We start from the raw sequence: 18080 nt of genomic DNA, 5'->3' as shown, positions 1-18080 counted from the left end.
CCCCTGGCCCTTCGTGCCATTATTAGAATGGGGCCAACAAATTAAAAGGTTCCTCACGCTGTCATACCCTGGCCACGGTCTGGCATGGCCTCCCTCACTGCGTCCAGATCCCAGCCCAGCCTGGACATGTTGCGTTCTGGCTCGCGGAGAAGGCCCTGGGACACTGCACGGATCAGGACGTATGCGGAGAACGCAGGTGCACCCGTTGCACCGGGTGAGTTGTAATTTATGACGTGGAGCGATGAGCCATCTGTTATCATTACAGCCTCAGGCACGAAACCGCTCCTGCTCACCACAGAGCCCCTCACCCCGGAAATTCCAGGGCCCGATATCATGGATGCCTTCAGTGACGGTATGAAGGAGGACAGGCGCCTGACCATGCCCTCCGGGGAGGTGCTGCTCTCCCACTCGCTCCTGACCATGCCAAGGAACTCCAAGTTCGTGAGCAGCGAGAGCCTGGTGAGGACAGGCCTCTCGAACAGCCAGGACAATGCCTGCAGCGGAGATTCAGAGAAGCCGGAGTAGACATATGGCCCGGCCACCAGGGCCGCGTTTGGCCCCAGTTCCCTGACGCCACTGTACCGGACAATGAAGTGCGGGTCAAGGAACGGGAACTTCAGGAACCTTGGGACACTGTATATGTTGTGCCTTATGGAAGGCAGAGCATCCTGGCGCAGGCGCCAGTAGTCGCCCCTGAAGAAGAATACACTTAAATCCCTCGCTAGGCCCATGGAGTGCGCTATCCTCAGGGAGTTCGCACCCGCGCAGTTGAATACTGTCCTGGCCCTGAGCGTGCTCCCGTCAGACAGGGTAAGGTTGTACCCTTCACCCTCAACGATCCTAACGACGCTCCTGCCCAGGACCGTTGAGACGCCAGAGAGCGTGCCGCATATGGCCCTGGTCATGAGGCCGTAGTCAACAGATGTGTCTGTCTTCGAAAAGAACGCGCCCAGAGCCTTTACTGACCCCTCAATGGCCTGGAGGCCATGGGTGTCGAGGACCTCATACTCCTCCCTGGACATGCCGTTCGACTCAGCGTACTCCGAATAGGATGATATGACATCCAGATCACGGTCGCTGAGGGCCACCTCAACCGTACCGACCTGTTCCCATGGGAGCGAGAAGTCCCTGGCGAACTTCATCCACATTGGATAGGAGAGTGATGCGGCCCTTGCGAACGTGCCCTTCTTCACCGGGTCCAGGTAAAAGGGCCTGTGGATGACGCCCGTGTTCCTTGAGGTTGTGTGCGATGCGACATCGCCAGAGGCATCTATGAGGCATACCCTGGCACTGTAGAGCGAGGAGATCCAGTGTGCTAGGCATGTCCCGAGGACGCCTGCACCGATTATGGCGATGTCGCAGTCCCTCTCCATTGCCATGGTACATCAAGTGCCGATTTTAAAGCTGCTCAACACCCATCCCTGCACGGCAGACGCTGCCTTAACACTAAGAAGACCTCCAACCCGCTCGGTACGCATGCCTTACACGGAACCCGACAGGCTGATCCAGGGCCTTCAGGCTGGCATATATCACACCTGGCCATTGACTGAGGCCAGGCGCCTCTGGTACCCATGCCCGGGGTTTCAGGCCCATGATCGGCCAATTGTACCTGTTTGCCCTGCTGCCCCTTTATCCCATTAACCCCTGGGCCTGTGAACACTGCTTTGACCGCAGCCTTCCATGACGGATGAATTGCACCCGAATGGCATAGGGAGAATGGGTCTCCCCATTGCCCCAGACCGCCCAGGTGCTGCAGCCGGACACTTCACTGCTTCTGCTGGATCTTGACATCCACCACGCATATGTCCCTGAAGGAGCGCATCAGCGCTATAGGTATCAGGTAACGCCCATCCGGGTCCCTCTCAAACTCACCTTCTGTGGATGGGTCCAGCAGTTTCATCCCCCTGGTGGGCTGCACTACAATGCTCTTCAGCTCACCGCTTGACTGGTCGATCCTCAGGTTCTCAACCGACCCCACAACCGTTCCGTCCGATGTTGCCACTGACTTCTTCAGGAGGTCTGAGACAAACTTCTTCAAGCCGTTATCCCCTCACTCCCGTAAGTATTGGCACAGAGATATATTGTTCTGTCGGGGAAAAGGGATCGAAAAAGTGAAGTCGGGCTCACTGGTACAGGCCCAGCTCCTCCACAGGCGACTTTTTCTTCTTATCCATCACGTTCTTGTTTATGCTCTCCGACAGCTGGTCGTAGAACTTCAGTATCTCCTGGTCCACCGACGGCCTTATCACCTTCATGGCGTCTATGAAGTTCTGCTGCGTTATCTCCGTGGCGTCTGGGTTCTGCCTGTAGGCCATCATGCCCGCTTCGCGGCACAGGTTCTCGAGGTCAGCGCCAACATAGCCCTCGGTCTTCTCCGCTATGTACTTGAGGTCGACGTCCTTGGCCAGTGGCATCTTCTTCGTGTGCACCTGGAGTATCTTGAGCCTGCTCTCGGCGTTGGGTGCCGGTATGTATATGAGCTTGTCGAACCTACCGGCCCTCAGCAGGCCCGGGTCTATTATGTCTGGCCTGTTGGTCGCCGCTATCACCACAACGCCCTGCAGCACCTCTATTCCGTCAAGAGATGTCAGCAGCTGGTTCACGATCCTCTCCGTTACGCCAGAATCCCCGTACGTGCCCCTCCTCGGCGCTATGCTGTCGATCTCGTCCAGGAATATTATGGTGGGCGCGACCTGCTTGGCCTTCTTGAATATCTCCCTTACCGCCTTCTCGCTCTCGCCGACCCACTTGCTCAGCACCTCTGGCCCCTTGACCGATATGAAGTTGGCGTTGCTCTCTGTGGCAACAGCCTTGGCCAGGAGGGTCTTTCCAACGCCTGGCGGCCCGTACAGCAGGAACCCCTTAGACGCCCTTATGCCCAGCCTCTGGAACACCTCCGGCTTGAGCAGGGGCAGCTCCACCGCTTCCCTCAGCTCCTGCTTGACGTTCTCCAGGTCACCTATGTCGTCCCACCTGACGTTGGGGACTTCCACTGTGACCTCACGCAGGCTGCTCGGCTCGATGGTCTTCAGGGCCTCCATGAAGTCCTCCTCGGTCACCTGCATCTTCTCCAGTATCTCTGTTGGTATCGGCTTGTCCAGGTCGATCATGGGCAGGTAGCGCCTCAGTGCATTCATGGCGCTCTCCCTGGCGAGGGCCGCAAGGTCTGCTCCAACGAAGCCGTACGTGAGGTCTGCGATCTTGTCCAGGAACTCGTTCTTCTTCTCATCGTCCATGCCCATTGGCATGCCACGAGTGTGTATGGCCAGGATCTCCTTCCTGCCCCTCTTGTCCGGGACACCTATGTTTATCTCCCTGTCAAACCTGCCTGGCCTCCTCAGCGCGGGGTCAACAGCATCGATCCTGTTCGTGGCACCTATCACTATGACGTGGCCCCTCTCCTTCAGGCCGTCCATCAGGGTGAGGAGCTGTGCAACCACCCTCCTCTCGACCTCGCCCTGCACCTCTTCCCTCTTGGGCGCTATGGAATCGATCTCATCGATGAATATGATGGACGGCTCTGACTCCTCAGCCTTCATGAATATTTCCCTGAGCTTCTGCTCGCTCTGGCCGTAGTACTTGCTCATTATCTCCGGCCCGTTTATGGAGAAGAAGTTCGCACCGGACTCGTTTGCCACGGCCCTGGCTATGAGGGTCTTGCCGGTTCCAGGCGGGCCGTAGAGGAGGACACCCTTGGGTGGCTTGATACCCAGCCTCTCGAAGAGCTCCGGGTGCTTCAGCGGGAGCTCTATGATCTCCCTTACCTTGCCCAGCTGTTCCGAAAGGCCCCCTATGTCCTCGTAGCTGACCCTGGAGACGTCGTCCAGGACCTCAGATGCCGGCTCCTCCCTTATCTCTATCTTTGTCTCCTCGCCAACCTCCACCGGCACCTTGCTCGGAGTTGTCTTTATGACCTTGAACAGCAGGCCTGAATGGCCGGCAAGCGTGAGGCCAGGGACGCTTATGTTGTCGCCCTCGAGCATGGGCCTCCGCATCAGGGCCTTCTGGACGAAGTCGTCTATGCCCTCCCCGAACTTGAGCCTCTGGTCCTTCCTTATTATTGGGGCGAGCGTTATCTTCTTTGCCTCCTCCGTCCTCACCTTCCTGACCTTTACCTTATCACCTATTGAGCAGCCACAGTTATTCCTCATGACGCTGTCTATCCTAACTATACCCTTGTTCTCGTCCTCGGGCCTAGCGCGGTAAACCCTCCCGACTGTCTTCTTTGTCTTCTCTATCTCGACGACGTCCCCGATCTCTGCGCCCAGGGCCATCCTCGATTCCTCGTCTAGCCTGACCCTGGACATGCCAGGATCGGTCGAGTTGGCCTCAGCGACACGGAGGATTATACCGTCACTGTACTGCATATTCCCATATTTGCAAGAAACTATTTTAAAATTGTGAGTTAAGTCCCGGGCGCCCTTCGCTTCGCCCTGCACACACACATGCAACCCTGTGTCCGCCGGACCCATGTCCCCCATGCCGGACACCCACTGGTCCCGGGAGGGGCCCAGCACCGTGAGCGATCGCCATGCACCCCTGTGGCCACCCGAGAGGGCCCGGCGCTCACTCCTCTCCGGTGGCCACCGGGCTGTCCTCGTACGAGACCCAGTCGCTCCATGAGCCTGAGTAGAGGAGGGGATCAAGGCCCACGAGCTTCATGGCAAGTACGTTCACGCATGCCGTCACGCCGGAGCCGCAGTAGACAACCGGCCTGCCACCGAGGCCCCTGTAGACCCCCTCCAGCTCCTCCTTAGGCCTGAGTGTCCCCCTGCCAGAGGTGACCGCCGTGTAGGGTATGTTGACAGCACCGGGTATGTGGCCGGCCTTTGGGTCTATGGCCTCATGGACCCCCAGGTACCTCTCCCTCTGCCTCGAGTCAACGAGCACATAGCCACGGCCCATGCGCCTGACCCAGTTGATGTCAACGACCATGCCAGCCGCAGGGTGCGGCTGAAAGTGTCCGCGCCTGGCACTGGGCACCTCGGTGCTGACCGGCCTGCCCTCCCTCACCCATTTCTCCCAGCCACCGTTAAGCACCCTTACATTCCTTATGCCGAAGTACCTGCACAGGAACCAGAACCTCGAAGCACCGGTCAGGTCATCGTCGTAGGCAACATACTCCGAACTCTCAGTCCCGCCTATCCTCTCGATCACTTCCCTGAACTGCTCCGGAGGTGGCAGCGGGTGCCTGCCACCGTGCCTTCCCTTTGGCCCGGACAGGTCTTTTTCCAGGTCCAGGAAATGGGCCCCCGGTATGTGTCCACTTAGGTATGCCCTCAACCCGTACTCTGGGTCGGAGAGTGAGTACCTGCAGTCCACTATTATTGAGTTTCCCAGCCTTTTCTCCAGCTCGTCGGCCTCTATCACGGGACACTCTGCCATGGTACCGTAATCCCCCTGTGGCCTATTTCAGTTGTGCCCGGTGGGCGCTCCCATCACATGCGGCCAGACCGCACAGGAATTAGCAGTGGGGTTTGCGCATTACTGGCAAGTTTATGATACCTCTACCGATTGACTGGCCATGGCCATATACTATGATGCCACAGATCTCATAGGCAACACACCTGTGCTCCTGCTCAGAAGGCTCACGGGCGAGGGCGATGCCGAGCTCTACGCCAAGCTTGAATGGTACAACATAGGAGGTTCCATAAAGGACAGGACCGCCCTGAACCTGATCGAGCACGCAGAGGCGGCCGGGGTGCTGAAGAAGGGCAAGAGGATCATAGAGGCCACATCAGGGAATACTGGCATCGCCCTGGCGATGCTTGGCGCCATCAGGGGGTACGACGTCACCATAGTCATGAGCGAGGCGGTGAGCGAGGAGAGGAGAAAGATAATCTCGGCCTACGGCGCGGAACTCATCCTGACACCGAGCAGCCTTGGAACCGCTGGGGCCATAGAGATGAAGGAGAGGCTGCTTCAGAAGTACCCTGACAGGTACGTTGCAGTGGACCAGTTCAGCGACCCTGCAAACATACTGGCACACTACCAGAGGACTGCGACAGAGATAATAAAGGACTTCGGGCACAGCCTGGATGCCGTGGTGGCCACGATAGGAACTGGCGGTACGACATCAGGCCTGGCGCTGCGGCTCAAGCAGTTCGACAGGAGGATAAGGGTGATAGGCGTCACTCCCGCACTTGGGGTGAGGATACAGGGCATCAGGAACCCCAGGGAGCCCAGGCCCTCGAAGCTGGTGCACACTGATTGGCTCGACGAGGTCGTGGAGATCACTGAGGAGCAGAAGAAGGAGTGCTTCAGAGTGGCCTCCCTTGCCGCCTCCAGGGAGGGCATACTCATTGGTATGAGCAGCAGCTGCGCCCTCTACGTGGCGATGAAAGAGGCGAGCAGGCTGGGCAGTGGGCACAGGGTGCTTGCTATACTGCCGGACAGCGGGTACAAGTACTTGAGCACTGAGCTGTACCAGGACAGGTCCCGGAGGGCGAGCCCAGATGAGGCCTGACCTGGCATCAGTGAAGTGCCTCGCCAAGAGGGGTTTTGGCGATGTCACGCAGGCCCCCTGTGAGGAACGAAAGGGCCCTCTCGCTGAGCTCTCCCTGCCTCCCCTCCACCAAGTTCAGGACCTCCCTGGCGCTTTCCAGGATATCGCTGCAGCCGCCGAGGCCCAGGGAATTGCAGAGTGCCTGCGCCTTCACGGCGTACTCCATGCACTCCTCCGCCTTCAGGGCCAGGCCGCAGACCCTCACCATCATCGAATATGCCTGGAGCCTCCTCTCTGCCTCGCCGAGGAGGAAGGAGTTCTCGATGGCCTTCCTGCAGAACTCCTCTGAACCCTCCAAATCGAGCATTGAAAGGTGGGCAGTGGCAAGGTCTATGAGGGTCGAGGTTATGCCCTTGCTCTCGAAGGACTCCTCGAATATCCCGAGGGCTACCCTCAGGTCCGAGATTGCACTTTCCAGCATGCCAAGGCCCATCTCCGCCAGGCCCTTCAGCCTTGTGATCTCGCCCAGGGCCTGCCTGTCTTCTATCCTGGAAGACAGTGCGCTCTTGCTTGCATCCAGCGCTTCCCTGTAGTTACCTGATTCGAGGAGGGCCCTTATGCACAGGCCAGAGGCCTCTGCCGCGAGGGCGCCTCTCTCGCTCTCAAGCACCTCAAGTGCAGTCTCGAGGGCCCTCTTATAACCGCCTATCTCGATCAGCATGTCCGCCACTGCCAGGGCCCCTTCGCTGCCACCGTCGATCGACTCGAAGCACTGCAGGGCCTCCCCGTACCTGTAGGAGTTGTAGAGGCATGTGCACCTCATGGTCTGCAGCAGTTTCCTCGATTCCTCGGTTACCATGGGCATGGCGCTCTCTATGAAGGACATGAGATCCGTCAGGGATGTAAAGCGCCGGAGCATGAGGCGCCAGTTCTCCCTGACCTCCGCGTCAAGTGCCCTTGAGTTGCCTGATCTGAGGTATGCCACCAGCCTGGCCTGTAGGGGGACGCCATTCATCAGGCCAGCCTGAACCATCCACTGGGCGCACCTCACGTAAGCATCCCTTCCGAGAAGCGCCACTATCCTGTCACCGAAGGGGCCCTTGTTGAACGCTATCTCGCCACCGTCGTCCCTTGCCAGGCCCAGGCGGGAGAGGTCACCCACCGCGCTTGCGAAACCTTCGCCGAAGGCTGCCTCCAGTTCCACGCGGCGGTATTCCCTCCCAGATATGTAAAGGGCCAACAGGAGCTGCCTGGCCCCGTCGCCAAGGTGGGACACGATCCTGGATGCCAGCGTTGGGGCATCCGGGGGGATTGTGAAGTGCCTGTAGAGGCCCAGGTTGACGGTACCGTCGTCCCTCAGGATCCCGAGGTAGGAGAGGTAGCCCAGCACGTAGTGCGCTGCGTCGAAGTTCCTGTTGGACACCCTTGCCACAGCGGACACCAGGTCTCCTGGCATGTCCCTGAATCTCTCCCTCAGGTACCAGACCACGTCCCTGTCAGTTGGCCTCGAGAGCTCAACAACACCTATGCGGTCAGAATTTTCGCCCAGTAAGCTTGAGAACCCGGAAGAGAGGGAATTTGCGGTTGCTATCTGCCTGACATGGAAGCGGGAAGTGTTGCGCGAGAGGTAGACGAAGAAGTGCTTCGTGTGGTCGCTGAGCATGTCAAGGCCATTTGTTACGAGCCAGCCGTCCCACCTTATGGTTTCCAGAGTCCTGATTATGACGTCGAGCTCCCTCTGCTCGTGCCTGCCGGTCAGCCTGTCAAGCAACCTGTTGTAGGGAGCGTACTTCAGGATCTCCCTGTCATAGTATGGCCTGTGGGCCCAGTGCTTCTCGCCTGAGACGAGCATGTCCACCAGCTCCTGGGCACCCCATCCGGGCCCACCGGTCAGGACTATGCACCTCTCTTCCTCCATCAGTTCCGAACAGCGTACAAGAGCTTCCTGCAGGTTGAGGCCCATCCATTAGTCAGCCCGCATCCTCATATAAATTTAGGGACGGTGTTCCCGTCAGGAAATGCCTTCCATGCACGGTGTGCACCAAAATAGTTATATATTGAGATTAGTATATTTAATGCGGTAGGTATGGCCTCATACAAATTTAAGTGCCGGGACATCGGTATGGATTGTGACTTCAAGGCCAGCGGCAAGACCGTTGACGAGCTGATGCCGAAGATCGCGGAGCACGCGAAGAACGCTCACCACATAGAGCAGATTGATGACAACCTGAAGCAGAAGGTCCAGTCCGCGATCAAGAAGTCCATGTTCTGAACGCGCCCGAGAGGGTGCTTATTACTTCTGATAATTATCTATTCTAAAACACTATTATTCACTTTATAATCGAAACCGCAATGAGGAGTGTCAGCGCGGTCGCCTTTTCATCATCCGCAAACCTGGGGCCCGGTTACGACATACTCGCATTGGCACACACTTCCTTCTTCGACAGGGTATCTGTGAGGGAGGGCAGCAGGACGAGGCTGTTCTGTACTGGAATACCACAGGAAATCGAGAGCAACACGGCGGGCAGGGCAGTTACGGCAATGCTCAGGGCCCTGGACGTGAGGGCAGAGCTGGAGATACACATAGAGAAGGGTATCCCGTACGGCCTGGGACTGGGCAGCAGCGGTGCGAGCGCAGTGGGTGCTGTCACAGCGGCCTCCGAGCTGCTGGGCCTCTCGCTCTCTGGCGAGGAGATAGTGAGGTTCGCCATGCAGGGAGAGGTTGCCTCTTCCGGTGCCGCACACCCTGACAATGTTGCCGCAGCCACCTTCGGTGGCGCTGTTGCCGTGCTATCCGATGGGCCAGTCGTGAGGAGGATCCCAGTCCACAGCGCCTTCAGGTTCCTCCTGATTGTCCCTGGGCAGCAGAGGGAGGGCAAGACAAGGCTTGCCAGGTCCCTGGTCCCGAGGGCCATAGAGACAGGGAAGTATGTGAGGAACAGCAGGCGCCTGGCATCGCTGATACTGGGCCTGAGCTCCGGTGACAGGGAGCTCCTGCGCGAGGGCATGAACGATGAGATCGTTGAGCCTTCACGCTCACCCCTCTTCCCTTTCTACTGGCGTATAAAGGAAGAGGCGCTTGCACTCAACGCCGCAGGCGTGTGCGTGAGCGGGGCCGGGCCCTCCATCCTGGTGATCTTTGACGAAAGGACTGATGTGTCAGGCATAGAGAGGAGGGCCACCAGCATACTGGAGTCCTTTGGCATGAGCACCAGGACCGTGAGGGCTGTCTCCGCAGGGGGTGCGGCCATTGAGGAGCCCGGCATCGTTTCATAGGGATACAGAAGACCCGGTGGCCCACTCCCTGGTCTTCCCCATTTACCAAACCAGCTCGTTCCTGATGCCGGAGGGAGAGCACTACAGGTACGGGAGGGAGTGGAACCCAACGGTGGAGGAACTGGCCAGGAAGATGGACATGCTGGAGGGGACGCCATCGTCCACCTGCTTCAGCTCGGGCATGGGGGCCATCACCTCACTGCTCCTCTCCCACCTGAGGCCCGGGAGCAGGCTCCTTATACACAGGGACATGTTCTCAAGGACCTACAGGTTTGCACGCGAGTTCCTGGCGTCCTTCGGTGTCTCTGTATCGGTGGCTGAGCCCGGGAGTGAGGAGTTCATCAGGATGGTCAGGTCCGAGAAGCCTGACATGGCACTCCTGGAGAGCGTTACCAATCCAGTGCTGAGGGTCATGGACATACCGAGGATAGCGGAGGCATGCAGGGAGGTCGGCGCAAGGTTCATCGTGGACTCGACCCTGGCCACCCCGGTTAACCAGAAGCCCTTCGGCATGGGCGCAGACGCTGTGATACACAGCGCGTCGAAGTTCCTCTCAGGCCACAATGACGTCATTGCGGGTACACTCTCTGGCCGTGAGGAGATCGTGAGGAGGGCGGACGACATGAGGCGCAACCTCGGATCCACCCTTGACCCCCAATCGGCCTTCCTGGTGATGAGGGGCCTGAGGACCCTGGAGGTCAGGATGGAGAGGATCAACAGGGACGCCGAAAGGGTGGCAGAGGAACTGTGCAGCCTGGAACACGTGAGGGATGTCATATACCCGGGGCTGAAGGAGCACCCTGATCACGATATATCGAGGAGGGTGCTGTGCCACCCCGGAGGCGTCATAACATTCCACCTCTCAGAGGACATAGACCCGCAGGCATTCATGAGGGCACTGGGCGTGGTTGCGCCCGCAAATACGCTTGGCGGCGTCTTCTCCACAATATCGCAGCCGTACACAATGTCCCACAGGGGGTTGAGCGAGGAAGAGAAGGAAAAGCTCGGTATCACCAGGGGCATGATGAGGCTCTCAGTGGGGCTCGAGGGGGCAGACGCCATAGTGGAGGACATAAGGGGCGCCATATCCAGGGCTAGATTATATAGTCCCCACCTGGGTCAGTGAAGACCCTGGCTGGCACCCTGTTGCGCCCTATCTGCACCCTCAGCGTTACGTAATCTATATCGCCGTACTTCGATGCCACATCACGCACTATTTCTGCGTATTTCCTCCGGTCAGCCTCCACGCACCTGGCCTCTATGAAGGAGCCCAGGTTCTGGACGACCCTGTACTCGCCTGTTATGTCGTCAAATGCCCTCTGGAGGCCCCTCAGCCTGCAGTTCTGCGCCCCTGGAGCGTCTATGAAGTGTGGCAGGACGACCATGTGCTTCTCCTCAAAGTAGTAGAGGGTGTTCTCCACAGGCAGGCCGGCATAGCCCTGCGAGAACGTCTTCCTGTGGCACTCCTCGCACAGAGTGACCAGGTTCCTGAAGGAATCAGAGCCGCCGTCCTTCCTGGGCACTATGTGGTGGACCTGGATGTTCAGGTGCACCCTGTTGTAACCTGCCCTGGACGGCAACCTGGTGACGGTTGATGTGCCGCAGAGCCTGCAGGAAAATGAGTCCCTGAGGAGGACTGCCCTGTAGACCCTGGCCCACGGCACGTTCGTCGGTGTCCTGTCACCCTCAGGGCTAAAGTCCTCGACCTGAGTGAAGCCCGAGAGCCTTGCGGCCATGATGAGGGTGTCCGCATCGAGCCTGGGGATGTCCTTCAGGCCCCCCTGTACCATCGCCCTGGGCACGAAACTGCCACCCCTTGCCTCCATCAGCCTCACCCCGGTACCCGAGAGGTCAAGATAAAGCATGGGCTTGCCGGTAAAGCGGGCACCCCGGAGGCACCATGGCCTGTGCCCTGTCAGGGGAGCCCGATGAAGCCGAACCACTCCCTGGCCCTGGCCTCGAATCCAGAGTCCCTGCCGGGGAGCCATGACTGCCTAGCGTGCACGAGCCCCAGGCCGTGCTCCTCCTCCAGCTCCCTGATCACGCCACTGTCCGTGCTCATGAAGACGAGGGACGGCCCAGTGTCTGCGGTGAAGTATAGGCCCTCCGTCCTTGACCTGGCAGCCTCTGCTGCCCTGACGGCTTCCTGGAACCTGTCGTCCTGCACGCTCAAACCGGAGGAGAGGAGCAGGCCGTGCATCTGCCACATGTCCTCCATGGAGATCCTGAGGAGGTCGTCGGTTTCGAGACCCCTGCGGAGGGCCCGTATGAGCCTGCGCATCTTGAGGAGCTTCCACCTTGAGTAGTATGGCGACCTCAGTGCTGCGCTGTGTGCACCCTCTGTCCTGAGGCCCATTTCCTGCGGGATAAAGGCAAGGTGGACCTCCTCCCCCGGCACGGGTAGGGCGTAGCACCTCCTCTCGTCCATGTATGCGTATGATAGCCAGAGTGAAAGCGGCCCGGCCACAGACCTCGTGCCCGATCCGGAGGCGAGCCTCGCCAGCCTTGAAACGGAGGCAGGATCGGATATGCCGAGGACACCTGCGACAGCCCTGGCAGCAGCCGCGCTTACAGCCGCAGATTCCCCGAGGCCCTTTCCAGCTGGGTATTTCCTCTCCATCTCTATGTAAAATGATACCTTTATATCCCTGCCGGACAAGGACCTGAGAGCCCTCATGGCCTTCTCCACCCTGGCCCTCACTGTCTCAGGGTTCAGGCCCCTCACATATATCTGCTCTCTCCCTGATACTGCGCAGGCCACCTTGCACACCGAATAGTCAGCGGTGAGGGAGACCGAGGGGAAGTTCGCTATGTTCAGGCTGCTGTCCCAGTAGCCCAGGAACTTCTCCAGGCCAGTTATGGGGTGGCCGTAGCCGAAGGAGATCAGGCCGTTCATGACCTCTATGTCCGTTTCCACAGGCTCGAAGTCCAGGCCGTAGTCCCTCAGGGCCCTCTCCAGGGCATCAGTGAGCCTCAAGCCTCCCAGACCTCGCCATCTCGTTCACATAGCGGAGGACCTCTGCCCTGGTCCTCCAGTAGTCCAGGTTATCGAATGCCCTTATGCCCATCCTGCCGCACTCCTCCAGAGAGTACCTCATCATGACCCTGTACCTCGGGAGCTGCCTGGCCAGGCGGTGGCCCGGTGATGAGAAGTGCGTATACTTCTCCCGCTCCAGCAGGCGCTCAGCGTTGACCCTCTCGTCCGATATGTACAGGTATAGGGGTATAACGCCAGCCATGACATCGGCCTCGAGCTGCGAGGGTATGAAGTGCAGGGTCTCCACCACCAAGGGCTCCCCATTGGATATGGCCCTCCTCAGTACCTGGTTTATCCCCCTGTTCAGTATCCTCCCCTGTTCCAGGTATCCCCTGAGTATGCTCTGCTCGCTCTCTTCCCCGAAAAGTGACCAGGCCTCGTACACGCTCTTTGACATCACCTCCGCTTCTCTGCCGGTGAGCAGGGGCCTGACCATCTCCCTGAGGTAGTCGCCCGAGAGCACTATGTCTATGTCGAGCATCCGGGCCACAGCACCCGCCATGCTGGTCTTCCCGACGCCCGGAATACCGCCTATTAGCACCACTGGAGCCTTCAGGTTCACTCACCCCATATCTTCATGAGGTCCCTGGTATCGATCACCTCCACGGAGCGGGATATGAGGTCCAGGGCCTCGTAATAGACCCTCTCTGAGTATGTCGACGTTGCGTCCGATACCACAACGCTGAAGTAGTTCCTGGATAGCGCAGAGATGGAAGTCACGTAGACCTCGAGCTCAGTTGTGAAGCCCGTGAGCAGGACGGTTCTCTTCCCGGAGGCACGCACCGCATCCGCCAGGGCCGGGCTGCTGAAGGCATCGAATCCGGAGACCGTCACGAGAGTGCTCTTGCTGTCAGGAAGGAAGTAACGGAACCTATCCTCAAATGTCCTGTCAAGTACCGACTTAGGGGCTGAGCCTCGCAGTGCCCTCTCCCTCTTTGCATCCATGTATTCCTGGATCTCACTGTCGTGCACTGCATGGGGGGCGCCGGAAGTGTATATCATCGGTATGCCCTTCACCGATGCCTTCTCGAACAGGTAATCGAGCGCCATCACCACTTCCATCTTGCTGAATATCCTGGAGAATGTGTCCATTGAATAGTTCATGTTGACGATCAGCGTCTTGGAGGGTTCCAGTATGGATTCCAGCCCCATGGCGGTCATGCCAGGGTTATATTGAGCTAGATTTTATACCTCTGCCTCTTGCTGGGCACAGGTGCCCCACACTATCCGAACCGTTCCACTGCCACTCCGGGGCATGCGTGTGGGCCCCCTGCCAGCGATACGGTTGCTGCCGTGCCCGCGTGCAAACTGTTTCCAGTCAGGGCGCATTCCCGTGATGCCGTCCCTGCCTCACACTGATCACAGTATATGTATCGTTCAGGTATGGCTCAGGGTCAAGCGAGAATTTGTTGCATGCACGCGCAATCTCAGAGCCCAGCCTCCCATGCACCTCACCATCGTCCAGGTGCCTGTATTCCACATCCGGCATTGCCGTGTCTGTGAAAAAGAGAGTGGCAGCCCTCTGGAACACCGGCCCATCGAGCAGCGAGGAGAGCGACACAAGGCTCTGGAACTGCCCATCCATGCCATCCGGCACAGCGATGCCGTGCGCTTCCAGGTAGGCCCTGACCCTCCACGTCTGCACCCTGGGCCCTATCAGCGTGAGGGGCACGCGGCCCCTCACATATATCCTTCCACCGACCATTCCCGTGCCCACATGGTGGCCCACCGGCTGCCTGCTGAGGCCGGAGTTCAGGACGCATATGATCCCTCCCGCCATGTACTCGCCCAGGTAGTCCCCTGCGGTACCGAAGACGAGGAGCAGTGGCCTGTTCTCCCCATACTCGCGCATCTGTATGCCAGCCCTGTTGCCAACACTCCCCCGAATCACCACTGTGCCACCTTGCATGGCCTGGCAGGCCACATCGCCAGCATCGCCCATCACCGTTATATCTCCAGACTGCATCGTATCTGCGAGGTCGTCCTCACAGCTACCGTGCACGGTGACCCTTGGCCCATCTAGGAGGTTTGCGAAACAGTTGCCCGCGTCCCCGAATACCTCCACACAGACCTGGCCCTTCATGCCGGAGAGGAGGAACCTGTGGTTCGAGACGCCCCTGATCCTGATGTCCCCTGCAGCCGCCCTGGCAGCCACTGCCCCCTGCAGTTCATCCGCACCGTACAGGGAAGCGTCTATCTCAACAGTACCTGATCCCGTGCCTGTCAGCCACCATCACCTCCCCACCCTTAAGCCTCCTAACCTCCGGGTTCCCTATCAGTCGCTTTACCTGGTTGAGCTCGCTGGCCACAACCACCCTGCCCCCATCTGTCCCCACGAGGAGTGGCCTGAGCTTTGACCTGTCCGCAACGGCCGCAATCTTCCTCATCCCTCCCTCCATGAAGGAGAAGGCCACAGAAAACGGGCCGTCCAGGGAAAGGCCCGGGAACTCATTCGAGAGTGGGTGAGTGCCAGCGAGGACTTGGAGGGCCTCTTCGGCTGGCATCCTGAACCTGTGCATCAGGACGAAGAGCAGGCGGACGATGACCTCGCTGTCTGTCCCCACGAAGCTCCTGTAGCCCAGGTTCCTCAGGGCGTTCACATTGGCGCCGAAAGAGCTCACGTCACCGTTGTGCACCGCGGATATGTTCACAGAGGAGAAGGGGTGGGAGAATATCGGATAACTACCAGGCGAGTTAGTGGGCTGTCTGGTGTGTGCCAGCCAGGTGTCCGACTTTATTGATGTGAACCCAGGAACGCTGCCAGCCACGTCCGATGGAAAGCCTATCCCCTTGACCACGTGCAGCCCCCTACCCACGCCCACAAAGCGTGCCCACTCACCCTTTTCTGGAGAGAGCAGCGAGTTTATTGCCTCAACCCTGTTCTCAATCTCCGCTTCCCCATCGTCAGTGACGACGCTCATCTCCCACAGGAACGTGTTACCCGACACGCCCCTCAGGTGCAGTGCCCTCTCAAACTCTATTTCCCAGTGGCGCGGTATGAAACCCCGGGCCCTGTGGAGGGCACGCATGCTGGAGGCAAAGGCCTGCAGCGTGACCCTGTCTGTGTCCTCGAAGTAGGAGAACCCGGCGCCCAGGTTGCTCCCCCTGTACGATATGCAGCCTATGGCGTCCAACACCTCAGCACCGCTCACTGGAGATTCAGGATCGAACACGGCCAGTATACCGCATGCGCCTGGGGAAACCGGTACGTGCATCACTCACCACCCGCCTTTACGCCCAGTGACTGGCACACTTCCGTGGGGAGGCCCACGGCACGGAGCAGCTCCCTGCTCCCCCTCAGCGACCTCCCCACAGAGGTTACGCCGGCTGCCCCTGAGAGGAGAGATATCTCCTTCTGTATGCCTGCCAGCAGGTTCTCTATGTGTTCCGTGGTGCCGCCCTTTGACACCACCACGTCCACCGGGACGTTTATAGAAACGAGATCGGCGCCCAGGCAGACCATCTTGAAGACATCCTCGGCACAGTGGACACCATCGCTTATGGCCAGTATGAAGGCATCCCCGCGCACCCTGTGTTCCGTGAGCCACTCGTCTATGCGCGCAACCACCAGCGGCGCCGGCTCGTCTCTTTCCTGCACGACGAAGAAGCGCCTCCCCTCGTCCAGGGCGTCCAGGATCTGCTGCCTCCAGTCAGTGGAGAGGTACTCCACATCCGTGCACCATGTGCTTAGTTCCAGTCTCTGCCCCTTCAGCACAGGGACCTGCATTGACCTGGACACCATGTCCATGTAGGGCGAGGAAGCTTCCGCAGGTGATGCAACAGTGAAGCAGGGGATGGAGATGCAGGGGCCACCCCTCAGCTTCACAGAGGTGTCTATCTCCTCCCTGTAGGGATCCACGCTTGGCCTTGTGACCTGTGCACCGTCTATGCGCAGGTAGTCCAGTAGCTTCTGCGTTCCGGACACGTGGGGATCAGTGTTGCTCCCCATGCTCGATATGGGTGGGTGGGCAGGTGAGTTCCCGGAGAGTCCCGAGAGCCTTAGTATGTGCTCCTCCATGTGCTGGGGGAGCGGTACCTGCACTGGGAGAGGTGGGAATTCAGAGGGGACATCTTCCTCCAGGCCTATCAGGGATGCCTCGGTGTCCAGGATCCCGGAGGGCTTCAGGAGCGACCTGTTCCCCACCACCTCCTCCAGCGATGCCACGCCAGAGGCCTCCATGATCCTGCACATCTCGTCGCGCCAGCCCCTGAGGAAGTTCACCACGGAACCTGTGGCAAATTCGAGGGAGAGGCTGCCCCTCCTGTCCGATAGCCTGTTGGTGATCAGTGCAGGGCAGAAGCCCAGGTGGCACCTGTGCACCATCACGCAGCCCATCGCTATAAGAGTTGCCGTGCCCAGAACAGCCATGTCTGCGCCCAGGGCCATGAGCTTGAACATGTCCTCCGGCGTGCTTATCCTCCCACCGGCAATCACCAGGAATCTGTCCCTGAGCCCCTCAGAGACCAGGGCATTGTGGGCGGAGGCAACTGCCACCTCAACAGGAAGACCTATGTTGTTCCTGACCACCTCCGGGGCGGCCCCCGTACCGGCTCCATAACCATCTATTATTATTCCGGCACCTCCCATCCTGGCCACACCCAGCGCTATGTAGGGAATGTAGTTGGTTGCCGCTACCTTCACCAGGACCGGCTTCCCTGTCATGGTGCGGAGCTGCCTTATCCTTCGCCCAAGGTCCTCTATGGAGTATATGTCGTGGTGCGGTGCCGGTGATATGGCGTCGATGCCCACGGGTATCCTCCTGGCCCGGGATATGGCCTCTGTGACCTTGGACGCAGGCAGGTGCCCCCCTATTCCCGGCTTCGCCCCCTGCCCTATCTTTATGACTATGGCGGAGCCCTTTGACAGGGTGTCAGCGGTCACCCCAAACCTGGCGGAAGCCCACTGCACCGTGATGTTCGGTATGCCCGATACCTCAGGGAGCAGCCCACCCTCACCGGTGCCCGCGACCACAGATTCTATCTGCGCAGCCCTGGCGATGGCTATGTTCGGGACCCCAGAAAGCGCGCCGAAGGACATGTCGCCAAGATAAACAGGCATGGATAGGTCAAGGGAGTTGAGGAACCTCATGCCCGTTTCCGGGTCCTTTACTGGGCCGCCACCTGTGCGGACACGGAGACGGTCGAGGAGCCTTCCGGTTCTCTCACTATCCGGTACGAATATCGTCCCGTCACTCCTGGCGTTTTTTGACATGAAACGGATATGTTCAATCCGCCACGTGCTCCAGAACTCATTCTGCTTCTGCTCTGGCAGCCTGAGGAATGTGCGTAGCTGATTGACACTATCTTGCACGATGGTCTATT

General features: G+C 59.1%; 16 protein-coding genes. 4 read left to right on the top strand and 12 right to left on the bottom strand.

Annotated elements, in window-relative coordinates; translation table 11 throughout:
- Positions 1-53: 53 nt before the first annotated feature.
- The 4 genes from IEW66_RS08295 to IEW66_RS08280 form a co-directional block, all read right to left on the bottom strand.
- A complete protein-coding gene (locus IEW66_RS08295) occupies positions 54-1373 on the bottom strand; it encodes an NAD(P)/FAD-dependent oxidoreductase (RefSeq protein WP_188681764.1) in 1320 nt (439 codons plus the stop codon).
- A 392-nt stretch (positions 1374-1765) separates the two neighbouring features.
- Entirely contained in the window at positions 1766-2038 is a 273-nt protein-coding gene (locus IEW66_RS08290; protein ID WP_188681763.1) for a PRC-barrel domain-containing protein, read from the bottom strand.
- Between the two features lie 85 nt (positions 2039-2123).
- On the bottom strand, positions 2124-4367 hold the full coding sequence (gene vat / locus IEW66_RS08285; RefSeq protein WP_188681762.1) for a VCP-like ATPase: 2244 nt from the start codon (positions 4365-4367) through the stop codon (positions 2124-2126).
- A 199-nt stretch (positions 4368-4566) separates the two neighbouring features.
- Positions 4567-5385 carry a sulfurtransferase gene (locus IEW66_RS08280; RefSeq protein ID WP_188681761.1) on the bottom strand — a complete coding sequence of 273 codons (819 nt, stop codon included), beginning with the start codon at positions 5383-5385 and terminating at the stop codon, positions 4567-4569.
- Between the two features lie 139 nt (positions 5386-5524).
- On the opposite strand from IEW66_RS08280, the gene IEW66_RS08275 reads away from it, so the two are divergent.
- Entirely contained in the window at positions 5525-6466 is a 942-nt protein-coding gene (locus IEW66_RS08275; protein ID WP_188681760.1) for a PLP-dependent cysteine synthase family protein, read from the top strand.
- A gap of 7 nt (positions 6467-6473) precedes the next feature.
- Here IEW66_RS08275 and IEW66_RS08270 read toward each other — a convergent pair whose 3' ends face one another.
- Entirely contained in the window at positions 6474-8408 is a 1935-nt protein-coding gene (locus IEW66_RS08270; protein WP_188681759.1) for a hypothetical protein, read from the bottom strand.
- Between the two features lie 123 nt (positions 8409-8531).
- Here IEW66_RS08270 and IEW66_RS08265 point away from each other — a divergent pair, with 123 nt between their 5' ends.
- The 3 genes from IEW66_RS08265 (at position 8532) to IEW66_RS08255 (ending at position 10847) form a co-directional block, all read left to right on the top strand.
- Complete coding sequence (locus tag IEW66_RS08265; RefSeq protein WP_075057456.1) at positions 8532-8717, top strand: DUF1059 domain-containing protein; 186 nt, start codon at positions 8532-8534, stop codon at positions 8715-8717.
- Between the two features lie 80 nt (positions 8718-8797).
- A complete protein-coding gene (locus tag IEW66_RS08260) occupies positions 8798-9721 on the top strand; it encodes a homoserine kinase (RefSeq protein ID WP_188681758.1) in 924 nt (307 codons plus the stop codon).
- Complete coding sequence (locus IEW66_RS08255; RefSeq protein ID WP_373286580.1) at positions 9687-10847, top strand: PLP-dependent transferase; 1161 nt, start codon at positions 9687-9689, stop codon at positions 10845-10847. Before IEW66_RS08260 ends, IEW66_RS08255 begins: the two co-directional genes overlap by 35 nt.
- On the opposite strand, the gene IEW66_RS08250 is transcribed toward IEW66_RS08255, so the two are convergent.
- The 7 genes from IEW66_RS08250 to IEW66_RS08220 all read right to left on the bottom strand — a co-directional run bounded on the left by IEW66_RS08250 (position 10816) and on the right by IEW66_RS08220 (position 18069).
- Positions 10816-11547: an HNH endonuclease gene (locus tag IEW66_RS08250; RefSeq protein ID WP_188681756.1), complete on the bottom strand. Its 732-nt coding sequence runs from the start codon at positions 11545-11547 to the stop codon at positions 10816-10818. The two genes, IEW66_RS08255 and IEW66_RS08250, sit on opposite strands and share 32 nt — an antisense overlap.
- Positions 11548-11636: 89 nt before the next feature.
- Positions 11637-12698, bottom strand: coding sequence for a GHMP family kinase ATP-binding protein (locus IEW66_RS08245; protein ID WP_188681755.1), 1062 nt, complete (start codon positions 12696-12698; stop codon positions 11637-11639).
- On the bottom strand, positions 12685-13320 hold the full coding sequence (locus tag IEW66_RS08240; protein WP_188681754.1) for an AAA family ATPase: 636 nt from the start codon (positions 13318-13320) through the stop codon (positions 12685-12687). The genes IEW66_RS08245 and IEW66_RS08240 overlap by 14 nt, the downstream gene beginning before the upstream one ends.
- Positions 13317-13919, bottom strand: a complete 603-nt coding sequence (locus IEW66_RS08235; protein ID WP_188681753.1) for an isochorismatase family protein — start codon at positions 13917-13919, stop codon at positions 13317-13319. Before IEW66_RS08235 ends, IEW66_RS08240 begins: the two co-directional genes overlap by 4 nt.
- Positions 13920-14076: 157 nt before the next feature.
- A complete protein-coding gene (locus IEW66_RS08230; RefSeq protein ID WP_188681752.1) occupies positions 14077-14913 on the bottom strand; it encodes a GltB/FmdC/FwdC-like GXGXG domain-containing protein in 837 nt (278 codons plus the stop codon).
- A 43-nt stretch (positions 14914-14956) separates the two neighbouring features.
- Entirely contained in the window at positions 14957-15973 is a 1017-nt protein-coding gene (locus IEW66_RS08225) for a class II glutamine amidotransferase domain-containing protein (protein WP_188681751.1), read from the bottom strand.
- A complete protein-coding gene (locus IEW66_RS08220) occupies positions 15973-18069 on the bottom strand; it encodes an FMN-binding glutamate synthase family protein (RefSeq protein WP_188681750.1) in 2097 nt (698 codons plus the stop codon). The genes IEW66_RS08225 and IEW66_RS08220 overlap by 1 nt, the downstream gene beginning before the upstream one ends.
- Positions 18070-18080: the final 11 nt, after the last annotated feature.

The organism is Thermogymnomonas acidicola, from assembly GCF_014646795.1.
Taxonomy (GTDB): domain Archaea; phylum Thermoplasmatota; class Thermoplasmata; order Thermoplasmatales; family Thermoplasmataceae; genus Thermogymnomonas; species Thermogymnomonas acidicola.
Note: the sequence above shows the minus strand (reverse complement) of the source record. Positions and strands in the feature narration are given on the sequence as shown.